This window comes from Caballeronia sp. ATUFL_F2_KS9A (assembly GCF_023630765.1).
Lineage (GTDB): Bacteria > Pseudomonadota > Gammaproteobacteria > Burkholderiales > Burkholderiaceae > Caballeronia > Caballeronia zhejiangensis.
In genome coordinates this window covers 332,223-344,629 of the sequence record NZ_JALQEK010000001.1, presented here as the reverse complement: position 1 = coordinate 344,629, position 12,407 = coordinate 332,223, and the positions used below count along the sequence as shown (strand labels likewise).

General features: G+C 63.2%; 12 protein-coding genes. 5 read left to right on the top strand and 7 right to left on the bottom strand.

The window, feature by feature from the left end; genetic code table 11:
• Window positions 1–46 precede the first annotated feature (46 nt).
• Window positions 47–433, top strand: a complete 387-nt coding sequence (gloA, locus tag NCS67_RS01640) for a lactoylglutathione lyase (protein ID WP_008351454.1) — start codon at window positions 47–49, stop codon at window positions 431–433.
• 147 nt (window positions 434–580) lie between these two features.
• Window positions 581–1,510 carry a DMT family transporter gene (locus tag NCS67_RS01635; RefSeq protein ID WP_008351457.1) on the top strand — a complete coding sequence of 310 codons (930 nt, stop codon included), beginning with the start codon at window positions 581–583 and terminating at the stop codon, window positions 1,508–1,510.
• A gap of 7 nt (window positions 1,511–1,517) precedes the next feature.
• Here the strand turns inward: NCS67_RS01635 and NCS67_RS01630 are convergent, their stop codons facing one another.
• Window positions 1,518–2,531 carry a DedA family protein/thiosulfate sulfurtransferase GlpE gene (locus NCS67_RS01630; protein WP_008351458.1) on the bottom strand — a complete coding sequence of 338 codons (1,014 nt, stop codon included), beginning with the start codon at window positions 2,529–2,531 and terminating at the stop codon, window positions 1,518–1,520.
• 151 nt (window positions 2,532–2,682) lie between these two features.
• Here NCS67_RS01630 and NCS67_RS01625 point away from each other — a divergent pair, with 151 nt between their 5' ends.
• Window positions 2,683–3,543, top strand: a complete 861-nt coding sequence (locus NCS67_RS01625) for an MBL fold metallo-hydrolase (protein ID WP_250433721.1) — start codon at window positions 2,683–2,685, stop codon at window positions 3,541–3,543.
• On the opposite strand, the gene NCS67_RS01620 is transcribed toward NCS67_RS01625, so the two are convergent.
• Entirely contained in the window at window positions 3,540–4,220 is a 681-nt protein-coding gene (locus tag NCS67_RS01620; protein WP_033536533.1) for a FadR/GntR family transcriptional regulator, read from the bottom strand. The genes NCS67_RS01625 and NCS67_RS01620 overlap by 4 nt on opposite strands.
• A 140-nt stretch (window positions 4,221–4,360) precedes the next feature.
• Between NCS67_RS01620 and dgoD the strand changes: the two genes are divergently transcribed.
• On the top strand, window positions 4,361–5,509 hold the full coding sequence (gene dgoD / locus NCS67_RS01615) for a galactonate dehydratase (RefSeq protein ID WP_008351463.1): 1,149 nt from the start codon (window positions 4,361–4,363) through the stop codon (window positions 5,507–5,509).
• A 6-nt stretch (window positions 5,510–5,515) separates the two neighbouring features.
• Here dgoD and pabB read toward each other — a convergent pair whose 3' ends face one another.
• The 4 genes from pabB to grpE form a co-directional block, all read right to left on the bottom strand.
• Complete coding sequence (gene pabB / locus NCS67_RS01610) at window positions 5,516–7,294, bottom strand: aminodeoxychorismate synthase component I (RefSeq protein WP_502801845.1); 1,779 nt, start codon at window positions 7,292–7,294, stop codon at window positions 5,516–5,518.
• Between the two features lie 37 nt (window positions 7,295–7,331).
• A complete protein-coding gene (gene dnaJ, locus NCS67_RS01605) occupies window positions 7,332–8,468 on the bottom strand; it encodes a molecular chaperone DnaJ (protein WP_008351467.1) in 1,137 nt (378 codons plus the stop codon).
• A 244-nt stretch (window positions 8,469–8,712) separates the two neighbouring features.
• Window positions 8,713–10,668, bottom strand: a complete 1,956-nt coding sequence (gene dnaK, locus NCS67_RS01600) for a molecular chaperone DnaK (protein ID WP_250433717.1) — start codon at window positions 10,666–10,668, stop codon at window positions 8,713–8,715.
• A gap of 210 nt (window positions 10,669–10,878) precedes the next feature.
• Window positions 10,879–11,481, bottom strand: coding sequence for a nucleotide exchange factor GrpE (gene grpE / locus NCS67_RS01595; RefSeq protein ID WP_008351471.1), 603 nt, complete (start codon window positions 11,479–11,481; stop codon window positions 10,879–10,881).
• Between the two features lie 360 nt (window positions 11,482–11,841).
• Here grpE and NCS67_RS01590 point away from each other — a divergent pair, with 360 nt between their 5' ends.
• Window positions 11,842–12,003, top strand: coding sequence for a hypothetical protein (locus NCS67_RS01590; protein ID WP_008351472.1), 162 nt, complete (start codon window positions 11,842–11,844; stop codon window positions 12,001–12,003).
• Here the strand turns inward: NCS67_RS01590 and NCS67_RS01585 are convergent.
• Entirely contained in the window at window positions 11,975–12,382 is a 408-nt protein-coding gene (locus NCS67_RS01585; protein ID WP_008351473.1) for an RNA-binding S4 domain-containing protein, read from the bottom strand. The genes NCS67_RS01590 and NCS67_RS01585 overlap by 29 nt on opposite strands.
• Window positions 12,383–12,407 lie beyond the last annotated feature (25 nt).

Here is a 12,407-nt window from a genome sequence, read left to right as displayed (position 1 = left end):
ACAATTTCATTCCTGTCCCCGCAAACCTACAAACAGGAATCCCACCATGCGACTCCTCCACACGATGCTGCGCGTCGGCGACCTGCAGCGTTCCATCGATTTCTACACGCGCATTCTCGGCATGCATGTGCTGCGTCAAAGCGAAAACACCGAGTACAAGTACACGCTCGCGTTCGTCGGCTACGGCCCGGAAAGCGAGAACAGCGTGCTCGAACTGACCTACAACTGGGGCACCGACAAGTACGATCTCGGCACGGCTTACGGTCATATCGCGCTCGAAGTCGATAACGCCGCCGATGCGTGCGAGCGCATCCGTCAGGCGGGCGGCAAGGTGACGCGCGAAGCCGGTCCGGTGAAGGGCGGCACGACGGTGATCGCGTTCGTCGAAGATCCGGACGGCTACAAGGTCGAACTGATCGAAAAGCATTCCTGAACCGCGCTCAATCCACGCTTTCAAAGCGCGCGCCGCACGCTCGTCGCGGCGCGCAATCTCCACGGGCTCGTCCCGACCTTTCGTTCATCGCAGCGGTTCGCTGGCACAATCGACGCTCTAGATCAGTGCACGCTTAACCGACAGCCGATGAGCTCGCCATCCCTCTCCCTGCGCCGCGCCCCCGACGCCACCGCCGTCATCGTGATGATCGCCCTCTGCGGCGCGTGGGGATTCCAGCAAGTCGCGATCAAGGAAGCCAACGCCTCGATTCCGCCGATGCTGCAGGCCGGCATCCGCTCGCTGATCGCGACATTGCTCGTATGGGTCTGGACGCGCACGCGCGGCGTGCCGCTCTTTCAGCGCGACGACACGCTGCCCGCCGGACTGCTCGCGGGCGTGCTGTTCGGCGGCGAATTCGTCTGCATCTTCTTCGGCCTGAGTCTCACGACGGCCACACGCATGGCCGTGTTTCTCTACACCGCGCCCTGTTTCACCGCGCTCGGGCTGCACTGGTTCGTCGCGGGCGAGCGGCTTTCGCGCACGCAGTGGAGCGGCATCGTGCTCGCGTTCTGCGGCATCGCGCTCGCGTTCGCGGACGGCTTTCTGCACGGCAATCCGAATAGCGCATCGACGTTGCAAGGCATCGCTGGCGATGCGCTCGGCATCATGGCCGGCATCTTCTGGGCCGCGACGACGGTCGTCGTGCGCGCGTCCGCGCTCTCCCATGCGAGCGCGAGCAAGACGCTGTTCTATCAGCTGGCGGTATCGGCGGTTCTGCTGCTCGTGCTCGCGGCGGGCATCGGGCAGACGCACGTCGAAGCCGTGTCGCCGATAGCGATCGCGAGTCTCGCGTATCAGGCGATCGTCGTCGCGTTCATCAGCTATCTGACGTGGTTCTGGCTGCTCACGCGCTACATGGCGTCGCGGCTTTCCGTGTTCTCGTTTCTCACGCCGATCTTCGGCGTCACCTTCGGCGTGCTCTTGCTCGGCGAGCATTTCACCGCGCGCTTCATGGTCGCCGCCGCGATGGTCCTCGCGGGCATCGCGCTCGTGAACCGGCCGGCGCGCCGCAGCTAGGGTCGGCTCATTCCGGCGCGGTCGCGCGGATCGTCACCATATCGTGATCGATGTCGTCGTGATCGGCGGGCGCGCGCAAGTGCTCGGGCGGAATCGGCTCGGTCGGATAGCCGTGCTTTTCCCACGCATCGAGCCCGCCCTTCAGCGGCCGCACGTGTCTGAAGCCCTTCGCCCGCAATTGACGCGCGATGGTCTTCGCCGTCGCCTCGTTCGGACACACGCAATACACGACGACCTCGTGCTCCGCATACAACTGATCGACGCGATCCGGCGAATCGAGATCGAGCGCGATCGCGCCCGCGATGCGATACGGCTCGCGACGGCGAATGTCCGCCGGACGCGCGTCGTAGATCACGGGTGGCGTGTCGGAGTGCATCATCGCGTCGAGCTGATCGGGCGTGATGTGATACTTCGCGAGCCACTGACGAAACTGCTCGCGCCGGATCCATCGATACAGCACGAAGCCGAGCGCGATGATCACGAGCACGTCGATCAGCGTCGTGCCGTTCGCGCGCACCAGTTCGATGAGCCGGCCGATCTGCGCCTCGAGCGCCGCGCCGCCGAGCATCCAGAAGCTCGCCCACGCCGTCGCGCCGATCAGATCCCACAACACGAAGACGCGCACTTCGATCTGCGTGGTGCCGAGCAGCGGCGCCGACACGAGCCCGAGCCCCGGCACGAACTTCGACAGCGCGAGCAGCGGCACGCCGAAGCGCTCGAACCATCGGCGCGCGGTGCGCAGCGTGGTATCGATCGACAGCGAGAAGCGCACGAGCGAATTGAGAAAGGTTCGGCCGTAGAGACGGCCCGCGGTGAACCACAAGGAATCGGCGATGAGCACCGCGAGCACTGCGGCCACGAGCATTTGCCAGAACGGCACGTTGCCGGCGGCGACGAGCGTGCCGGCGAGAATGAGCATCGGCGCGGCGGGGACCGGCACGCCGAGCTGCGTCGCGAGGACGCTGACGAACACGGCCCACGCGCCCCAGGACGACGCGAGCGCGGTCGGGACGTGCGGCATTCAAACCTCTCGATGGAGCTTTCGCGAAGACGACGGCCGGCGCATCGATGCCCGGCGCAAAGGGTTACACTGTATCGCGATCCTGACAAACACGCCCAATCCATCCGGGCCGCAAAAGCACAGGATCGCGTGACGCACCGGGGGAATCAACGTGCAAGCGATCATTCAGCCCTTCTTCGACATCAACACCGGCACGATGACGTACGTCGTCTACGAAGCGCCCGGCTCCGCCGCGGCTATCGTCGATCCGGTGCTCGACTACGATCCCAAAGCCGCGCGCACATCGACGAATTCCGCCGATGCGGTCGTCGCGTTCGTGCGGGACCAGCGGCTTTCCGTCGAATGGATTCTGGAGACGCACGCGCACGCCGATCATCTCTCGGCGGCGCCGTATCTGAAACGCACGCTCGGCGGGAAGATCGGAATTGGCGAGTCGATACGCACGGTGCAGGGCGTGTTCAAGAAGATCTTCGATCTCGAACCCGAGTTCCAGCTCGACGGCTCGCAGTTCGATCATCTGTTCGCCGACGGCGAGCGGTTCATGATCGGCGCGCTCGAAGCAACCGCGCTCTTCGTGCCGGGACATACGCCCGCCGACATGGCGTATCGCGTCGGCGATGCGGTGTTCGTCGGCGACACGCTCTTCATGCCGGATCTGGGCACCGCGCGCTGCGATTTCCCGGGCGGCGACGCCCGCGCGATGTATCGATCGATTCAGCGCCTGCTCGCGCTCGATCCCGACACGCGGCTTTTCGTGTGTCACGACTATCCGCCGGAGACGCGCGCTCCGCAATGGCAAGCCACGGTGCGCGAGCAGCGTGAGAAGAACATCCACGTCGGCGGCGGCAAGACCGAGGACGAGTTCGTCGCGATGCGCGAGGCGCGCGACGCGACGCTCGGCATGCCGACGCTCATCTTGCCCGCCATTCAGGTCAATATCCGCGCGGGCCACTTTCCCGACGCGGCGAGCAACGGCACGACCTATCTGAAGATTCCGCTGAACGCGTTCTAGCCTTCGATCCGGCCGCGTGTCACGCCAAGCAGACCGGCCATCGCGCGGCGCGCGCCGTTCGAATCGCGCGCGATGATCGCTTCGAAAACCGCCGTATGTTCCGCGAGCGACGCGTTGTAGACGTCGGCGCGCTTCGCGTTCAGGCGCAACTGGCCTTCGAGCGTGCGCTCGATCAGCGCGCCGAGCGGAATCAGCAATTCGTTGCTGCACGCGGCGAGCACGCCCAGATGGAAGTCGAGATCGGCGCGCACCCATTCATCGACGTTCTGCGCGTCCGCCATCGCCTGATGCGCGCGCGTGAGTCGTTCGCGCGTGCGTTCTTCGTGGTTGTCGGCGGCGAGCGCGGCGGCGTACGGCTCGATCATCTCGCGCATTTCCTGAAGCTTGAGTGCGAATTGCAGCGGCGGCGCGACGCGCGAGTACCAGTCGAGCATGTCGGCATCGAGCAGATTCCACGCGTCTTGCGCGCGCACGCGCGTACCGACTTTCGGCCGCGACTCGATCAATCCTTTCGATGTCAGCGTGCGCAACGACTCGCGCAACACCGTGCGGCTCACGCCGAAGCGCTCCATCAGTTCCGCTTCGCGCGGCAATGGCGAACCCGGCGCAAAGTCGCCGCGCAGGATCGCCATGCCCAGTTCATGCGTCACACGGCCATGCAGATCGCGGTAAATGATGGTCTCCCTTCATATTTTGAGCACGATTATCGGGCATTCGACTGATGTTTCGTAAGTCCCAATCTTTACGCGAATAATACTATTAATATGCCCAGACATCGCCTTTTTGCTACCATGTAAAACCCTTCAGGAGACGCTCAATGAAAATCACGAAACTCGAGACCTTCATCGTTCCGCCGCGCTGGTGCTTCCTCAAGATCGAAACCGACGAGGGCATCACGGGCTGGGGCGAGCCGGTTGTGGAAGGCCGCGCGCATACGGTCGCCGCAGCCGTCGATGAACTCGCCGACTATCTCGTCGGCAAGGACCCGCGCCATATCGAAGACTTGTGGCAGGTCATGTACCGCGCGGGCTTCTATCGCGGCGGCCCGATCGGCATGAGCGCGATCGCGGGCGTCGATCAGGCATTGTGGGACATTCTCGGCAAGCATCACGGCGTGCCGGTGCACGCGCTGCTCGGCGGCCAGGTGCGCGACAAGATCAAGGTGTATTCGTGGATCGGCGGCGACCGTCCGAGCGACGTCGCGAACAACGCGCGGGCGGTGGTCGAGCGCGGCTTCAAGGCCGTGAAGATGAACGGCTCGGAAGAGCTGCAGATCATCGATACCTTCGACAAGGTTCAGGGCGTGATCGACAACGTGCAAGCGGTGCGCGAAGCGGTCGGGCCGAACGTGGGCATCGGCGTCGACTTTCACGGACGCGTGCACAAGCCGATGGCGAAAGTGCTCGCGAAGGAGCTCGATCCGTTCAAGCTGATGTTCATCGAAGAGCCGGTGCTTTCGGAAAACGTCGAGGCGCTGCGCGATATCGTCAACCAGACGAGCACGCCGATCGCGCTCGGCGAGCGGCTCTACTCGCGCTGGGATTTCAAGCACATTCTGGCGGGCGGTTACGTCGACATCATTCAGCCGGACGCGTCGCATGCGGGCGGTCTCACCGAATGCCGCAAGATCGCGACGATGGCCGAAGCCTACGATGTCGCGCTCGCGCTGCACTGCCCGCTCGGTCCGATCGCGCTCGCAACCTGTCTGCAGATCGATGCGGTCAGCTATAACGCGTTCATCCAGGAACAGAGCCTCGGCATTCACTACAACAAGGGCAATGACCTGCTCGATTACATCAGGAATCCGGAAGTCTTCAAGTACGAAGACGGGATGGTGTCGATTCCGCAAGGGCCGGGCTTGGGAATCGAGGTGAACGAGGAGAAAGTGCGCGAAATGGCGAAGGTCGGCCATCGCTGGCGCAATCCGGTGTGGCGTCACGCGGATGGCAGCGTCGCCGAGTGGTGATTCTGGCTAACGCTTGAGGCGCGCTTCGACCGCGCCGCGCAGGGCGTTGCTGATCAGCAGGCTCTGCGCGTTGTCGAGTTCGTTCGGCGTAAGCGCGCGTTCGCGCGCGCCGAGTTCTTCCATCAACACCGCGCGCATCACGCCCGGCAGCACGCCGGCATCGATGGGCGGCGTGAACCACTCGCCGTCGAGCTTCACGAACACGCTCGAGCGGCCGCCCTCGGTCAACTCGCCGCGCTCGTTGACGAACAACATGTCGAACGCGCCTTCGGCTTCGGCGGCTTTCCACGCACGATCGTAATCCGCGCGACGCGTCGTCTTGTGTCTGAGAAGCGGATCGGCCGAGCTTTGCGGCGCGAATCCGCGCTCCGAAGCGAGCAGCACGTTCACCGTATCCGATGGCAACGGCGCAAGCGGCGCGCTCGTCATCGTGATGCGCCCGCTCTTGGCCAGCGCGATACGCATTCGATACGGTTTCTGGCCTTCGAAGTCCGCGATATGTTGCGCGGTCTGCTCGTGCAACGAAGCTTCGTCGAACGTGAAACCGAGATACGCCGCGCTCGCCTTCAACCGCGCGACGTGGCGCGCGTAATGGCGCACGCCTTCATCGCGTGTCGCGTATGTCGTCTCGAACAGTTCGAAGCCGGGATCCGCGCCCGTCAGAAAACGCGCTTTCAACAGACACTCCTCGTATTCGTCGGCGGCGACACTATCGAGCACGATGCCCGCGCCGATGCCGAGCACGCCGTGCCGCGCGGCCGCATCGATGACGAGCGTACGAATCGCCACCGACATGCAGAAGTCGCCGCTCGCATCGAGCCAGCCGATCGCGCCGGTGTAAAGCCCGCGCGGCGTGCTCTCGATTTCGTCGATCAGTTGCATCGTCCGATACTTCGGCGCGCCGGTGATCGAGCCGCACGGAAAGAGCGCGCGCACGATGTCCGCGAACGACGTGCCGGGTATGACGCGCGCTTCGATCGTCGACGTCATCTGCCACACCGATGCGTACGGCTCGACCGAGAACAGCGCGGGTACGTTGACCGAACCCGTGACCGCCACGCGCGACATGTCGTTGCGCAACAAGTCGACGATCATCACGTTCTCGGCGCGATTCTTCGGGTCGAGGCGCAGCGATTCGGGATCGGCATCCCGTGGCGCGGTGCCTTTCATCGGCCGCGCGCGCAACAGATCGCCATGTTTCTCGACGAACAATTCCGGCGAGCACGACACGACCGACCTGCCGTCCGGCAACGCGATGAACGCGCCGAAATGCACGGCTTGCCGCTCGCGCAATCGCCGATACAGCGCGAGCGGCGTGCCGAATACATCGAAATTCAGCCGATACGTGTAGTTGATCTGATACGACTCGCCTTCCTTCAACGCCTCCTGAACCGTGGCGATGGCCTTGTCGAACTCGTCGCGGGTGACGCTCGGCGCAATGCCCGCGACGCCTGCAACGTCGTCATCGGCGAGCCAGGCGCTCACTTCCTTACGCGACAGAAACACGCACGAGCGAAACATCAGCACGCGAAGCGCCTGATCTTCACCACGCCCGATTTCACCGAACTGGAGATTGCGTCCGAACTCGTAATCCGCGACGACAAGCGCATGCAGGCCGCTCTGCAGATCGCGCTCGATTTCGGCGCAAACGGCATCGAGATCGCGCGCGTTCACGCAGACGCGTTCGCGCACGAAGTCTGTGTACAAACGACTCGACCGCCTTTCGGCGGTCGCATCGCAATCGTCGAGCAGCGCGAACACCGCGCTGCGCTCTTCGGTTTTCATCGTCATACCTGCCCGACGTACTACGCACTCGACCGCATCAATCGAAGAAGCTCTTCACGCGGTCGAACCAGCTCTTGCTTTGCGGACTATGCCGCGCGCCACCCTCGACGAGCGACTTCTCGAACTGCTTGAGCAAATCGCGCTGCGCGTCGGTGAGCTTGACCGGCGTTTCCACCTGGACATGCACATACAGATCGCCGGCGATGCTCGAACGCAAGCCCTTGATGCCCTTGCCGCGCAAACGGAACGTCTTGCCCGACTGCGTGCCTTCCGGCACCGTGAAGCTCGCGCGGCCCGCGAGCGTCGGCACTTCGATCTCGCCGCCGAGCGCCGCCGTCGTGAACGGAATCGGCATCTGGCAATGCAGGTCGTCGCCGTCACGCTCGAACACCGAATGCTGCTTGATGTGGATTTCCACATACAAGTCGCCGGCCGGACCACCGTTGATGCCCGGCTCGCCATTGCCCGCCGAGCGGATTCGCATGCCGTCGTCGATGCCCGCCGGAATCTTCACTTCCAGCGTCTTCGTTTCCTTCACCTTGCCCGCGCCGTGGCAGTTCGCGCACGGATCGGGGATGTAGCTGCCGCTGCCGTGACACTTCGGGCACGTCTGCTGGATGCTGAAAAACCCTTGCGACATGCGTACCTGGCCCTGACCATGACAGGTCGGGCAGGTTTCGGGCTTCGTGCCCGGCTTCGCACCGGAGCCGTGGCAGACGTTGCAGTTCACCCAGCTCGGCACGCGAATCTGCGTGTCGTAGCCGTGCGCCGCCTGCTCCAGCGTGATTTCCATGCTGTAGCGCAAGTCCGCGCCGCGATACACCTGCGGACCGCTGCGGCCGCGCGCGCCGGCGCCACCCGCCGTCTGTCCGAAGATGTCGCCGAAGATATCGCCGAAGGCATCGGCGAAACCGCCGAAACCTTGCGCGCCCGCGCCCGCCATGTTCGGATCCACGCCCGCGTGGCCGTACTGATCGTAGGCGGCCCGCTTCTGCTGGTCGGAGAGCATTTCGTAGGCTTCCTTCGCCTCCTTGAAATTCTCTTCCGCCTTCTTGTTGTCCGGGTTGCGGTCAGGGTGATACTTCATCGCGAGCTTGCGATACGCCTTCTTGATCTCGTCGTCGCTCGCATTTTTCGCGACGCCCAGAACGTCGTAGTAATCCCGTTTCGCCATGTCGGTTCGATGCCGCCGCGCTTGAGCGCCGCGGTTCCTGTCAGATGCTGCGAGATGCTGCGGATGTCGCTCGCAACCCGCGCGTAAAACTTTTTGCGCCTCGCCAGAAGCAACGCGCCTCTAAAAACAACGTGCCCGGAGAGCCGAAAGGCTCGCCAGGCGCGCTCCACGTCAGACGCCAACGCGTCCCGGTGATACCACCGAAAAGCGCGTGAATGTCGCCACTCACGCGCCCGATTCGGCGTTAGTCCTTCTTCACTTCCTTGAAGTCGGCGTCGACGACGTCATCGTGATGCTGGCTCGCGCCCGCATCCGCCGACGCGCCCGCGCCTGCCGCACCCGCGGCCGCGCTCGCCGCGCCTTGCTGCGCCTGCATGTCGGCGTACATCTTTTCGCCGAGCTTCTGCGAAGCCTGAGCCAGCGCCTCGACCTTTGCTTCGACCGTGGCCTTGTCGCTCGAGCTGCTCTTCAGCGCCTCTTCGAGGTCCTTCAGCGCCGCTTCGATCTTTTCCTTCTCCGAAGCGTCGACCTTGTCACCGTACTCCGCGACCGCCTTCTTCGTGCTGTGAACCAGCGCATCGCCCTGGTTGCGCGCGTCGGCCAGCTCACGCAGCTTGTGATCTTCCTCGGCGTTGGCTTCGGCGTCCTTCACCATCTTGTCGATTTCCGCGTCCGTCAGACCCGAGTTCGCCTTGATGGTGATCTTGTTTTCCTTGCCCGTCGCCTTGTCCTTCGCGCCAACGTGCAGAATGCCGTTCGCGTCGATGTCGAAGGTCACTTCGATCTGCGGCACGCCGCGCGGTGCGGGCGGAATGCCTTCGAGGTTGAACTCGCCGAGCAGCTTGTTGCCGACGGCCATTTCGCGCTCGCCCTGGAACACCTTGATCGTCACGGCGCCCTGGTTGTCGTCCGCCGTCGAATACACTTGCGAGTGCTTCGTCGGGATGGTCGTGTTCTTGTTGATCATCTTCGTCATCACACCGCCGAGCGTCTCGATGCCGAGCGACAGCGGCGTCACGTCGAGCAGCAGCACGTCCTTGCGGTCGCCCGACAGAACCTGGCCTTGAATCGCGGCGCCCACGGCGACGGCTTCGTCCGGGTTCACGTCACGGCGCGGATCCTTGCCGAAGAATTCCTTCACCTTCTCCTGCACCTTCGGCATACGCGTCATGCCGCCGACGAGAATCACGTCGTCGATGTCGCCGACCTTCACGCCCGCATCCTTGATCGCGATGCGGCACGGTTCGATCGTGCGCTCGATCAGCTCTTCGACGAGCGCTTCGAGCTTGGCACGCGTGAACTTGAGGTTCAGGTGCTTCGGACCGGACGCGTCCGCCGTGATGTACGGCAGGTTGATGTCGGTCTGAGCCGTCGACGACAGTTCGATCTTCGCCTTTTCAGCGGCTTCCTTCAGGCGTTGCAGCGCGAGCACGTCCTTCGACAGGTCGACGCCCTGCTCTTTCTTGAACTCGCCGATGATGTAATCGATGATGCGCTGGTCGAAGTCTTCACCGCCGAGGAACGTATCGCCGTTCGTCGACAGCACTTCGAACTGCATTTCGCCGTCCACGTCCGCGATCTCGATGATCGAGATGTCGAACGTGCCGCCGCCCAAGTCGAACACGGCGATCTTGCGGTCGCCCTTTTCGGCCTTGTCGAGACCGAACGCGAGCGCGGCCGCGGTCGGCTCGTTGATGATGCGCTTCACTTCCAGACCGGCGATGCGGCCCGCGTCCTTCGTTGCCTGACGCTGGCTGTCGTTGAAGTACGCCGGAACCGTGATGACGGCTTCCGTCACCGGCTCGCCGAGGTAGTCTTCAGCGGTCTTCTTCATCTTGCGCAGGACTTCAGCCGAAACCTGCGACGGCGCGAGGTTCTTGCCGTGCGCTTCGACCCATGCATCGCCGTTGTCGTGCTTGACGATCTTGTAGGGCATCAGGTTGATGTCCTTCTGCACTTCCTTCTCGTCGAAGCGGCGGCCGATCAGGCGCTTGACCGCGTACAGCGTGTTCTTCGGATTGGTGACCGACTGGCGCTTCGCAGGCGCGCCGACGAGGATCTCGTTGTCATCCATGTACGCGATGATCGACGGCGTGGTGCGCGCGCCTTCCGAGTTCTCGATGACCTTGACCTGATTGCCTTCCATCAGCGCCACGCACGAGTTCGTGGTGCCGAGGTCGATACCGATGATTCTGCCCATTTTTTATCCTCTCCTAGCTTTGATCGCAGTGGCGTTGCGGCCGGCCTTTCGATGCCGGCTTTTGCCGATTTACCGGGCCGAACGCCCAAAATTCATACCTGTACGCAAGATAAGAGCGTCAGTTTCGATTTCAAGACCCTGCAAACGATGCGGTCTATAAGTTTTTTTGTGCGGCGACCGACACGGCCGGCACGTACGCCGCGAGACCGATTACTTCGGCGCGGCGACGGTCACGAGCGCCGGGCGCAGCACGCGGTCGGCGATGACGTAGCCCTTCTGCAGCACCGTGACGACAGTATTCGGGTCTTGTTCCGCCGGAACCATCGAGATGGCCTGATGGCGATGCGGATCGAATTTTTCGCCGACCGGGTTCACCGCGATCACGCGGCCTTTCTCCAACGCGCCCGTCAGTTGACGCAGCGTCAGTTCGACGCCTTCGCGAACCTTGGCGACATCCGTCGACTGGTCGGCGAGCGCGGCTTCCAGGCTGTCGAGCACCGGAAGCAGGTTCTCCGCAAAATTTTCGATGGCGAATTTATGCGCCTTCGCGACATCTTCCTGACTGCGGCGGCGCACGTTCTCGGTTTCGGCCTTCGCGCGCAGGAAGTCTTCCTTGAGCGCGGCGATGGTGGCCTGCGCTTCGGCGAGCGCAGCTTCGGCCTCATTCGGCGCGGCTTGCGGCGCGGCGGCGGCATCAGCCGGTGCGCCTTGGGACGCGGGAGCCGCCGCGCTGGTCGGGTCGGCGGACTGGCGCGCGTTATCGTCGGCGGGCGTTGCGTTCTGGCTCGCTGGATTCTCTTGCGTGTTTTCCATGTCGCTGAATATGTATTGCAGTGAGTTGAATCGGCTGCGAAAGCGGCCAGACCGAAAGTCGGACGCATTTTTCGCACTAACGGCCGAAATGAGGGCGCCGAAAGCTTTTTCAAGCCTTCGAAACGGTTTTTCGGACAAATCTCGACAGCAAGATGGCGCCGCAATGGCTCGTAATACAGACTTCGCCGCGGCGCGCGATTTTCGGATTGAGGGAAAGCCCTGAGTCGCCTACACTTCAAAAAAGCAGCGCAGGACGCACGTTAACCCTAATCCTACGAATTGCTTCAAACCGCTTTCAGCCCTTGCCCGTTTCCTGATCCGGCCGCCTTCTGACCGGGCAACCCGCTTCCCGGGGATACCATGAAACTGACCTTTGCTATCGCGGTGGTCGCCCTGGTACTCGTCGCGGGAACGACCACCATCTGCATGTCCGGCGTCGTGACCGAACGTACCACCGAGTACGGCGGCGTTCACGCGACCATCGAAAGCTACTTCAATCCGAACGAGAAAATTTGTCGATAGTGCGCCGGTCGCGCTTCGTCGGCCTTCCCTGCAGTTCCGCTGCGGGCTCGCGGAAATTCTTGCGGCGCTCGGCCTCGGCCATGCGTTTCGCACGGCCTTCCCCGGTTTCGGCATAGAGCGTCTGGGCGACCGGCGCCGGGCCGCGCACATCGCATATCCCGAGCACTTCGACCTGCCACACCAGCCGTTCGATATCGATCTCGACGATATCGCCGACGCGCACGTCCTTAGACGGCTTCACATTCGCCCCGCCGATCTTCACGCGGCCTTTCTCGACCGCATCGCTCGCGAGCGAACGCGTCTTGAAGAAACGCGCTGCCCAAAGCCACTTATCGATGCGCAAACGTGCGCCAGGTTCCGTCGAAATCTTGTAGTTCATGGGTGAATGCCTGAAAAAGCCGCGC

What these genes read in the sequence shown, in the direction of transcription:
- dnaK (WP_250433717.1), bottom strand. Translation starts at nt 10,668, where the DNA reads ATGGGCAGAATCATCGGTATCGACCTCGGCACCACGAACTCGTGCGTG.
- pabB (WP_502801845.1), bottom strand. Translation starts at nt 7,294, where the DNA reads ATGAAAACCGAAGAGCGCAGCGCGGTGTTCGCGCTGCTCGACGATTGC.
- NCS67_RS01635 (WP_008351457.1), top strand. Translation starts at nt 581, where the DNA reads ATGAGCTCGCCATCCCTCTCCCTGCGCCGCGCCCCCGACGCCACCGCC.
- NCS67_RS01590 (WP_008351472.1), top strand. Translation starts at nt 11,842, where the DNA reads ATGAAACTGACCTTTGCTATCGCGGTGGTCGCCCTGGTACTCGTCGCG.
- dnaJ (WP_008351467.1), bottom strand. Translation starts at nt 8,468, where the DNA reads ATGGCGAAACGGGATTACTACGACGTTCTGGGCGTCGCGAAAAATGCG.
- gloA (WP_008351454.1), top strand. Translation starts at nt 47, where the DNA reads ATGCGACTCCTCCACACGATGCTGCGCGTCGGCGACCTGCAGCGTTCC.
- NCS67_RS01630 (WP_008351458.1), bottom strand. Translation starts at nt 2,531, where the DNA reads ATGCCGCACGTCCCGACCGCGCTCGCGTCGTCCTGGGGCGCGTGGGCC.
- dgoD (WP_008351463.1), top strand. Translation starts at nt 4,361, where the DNA reads ATGAAAATCACGAAACTCGAGACCTTCATCGTTCCGCCGCGCTGGTGC.
- NCS67_RS01585 (WP_008351473.1), bottom strand. Translation starts at nt 12,382, where the DNA reads ATGAACTACAAGATTTCGACGGAACCTGGCGCACGTTTGCGCATCGAT.
- grpE (WP_008351471.1), bottom strand. Translation starts at nt 11,481, where the DNA reads ATGGAAAACACGCAAGAGAATCCAGCGAGCCAGAACGCAACGCCCGCC.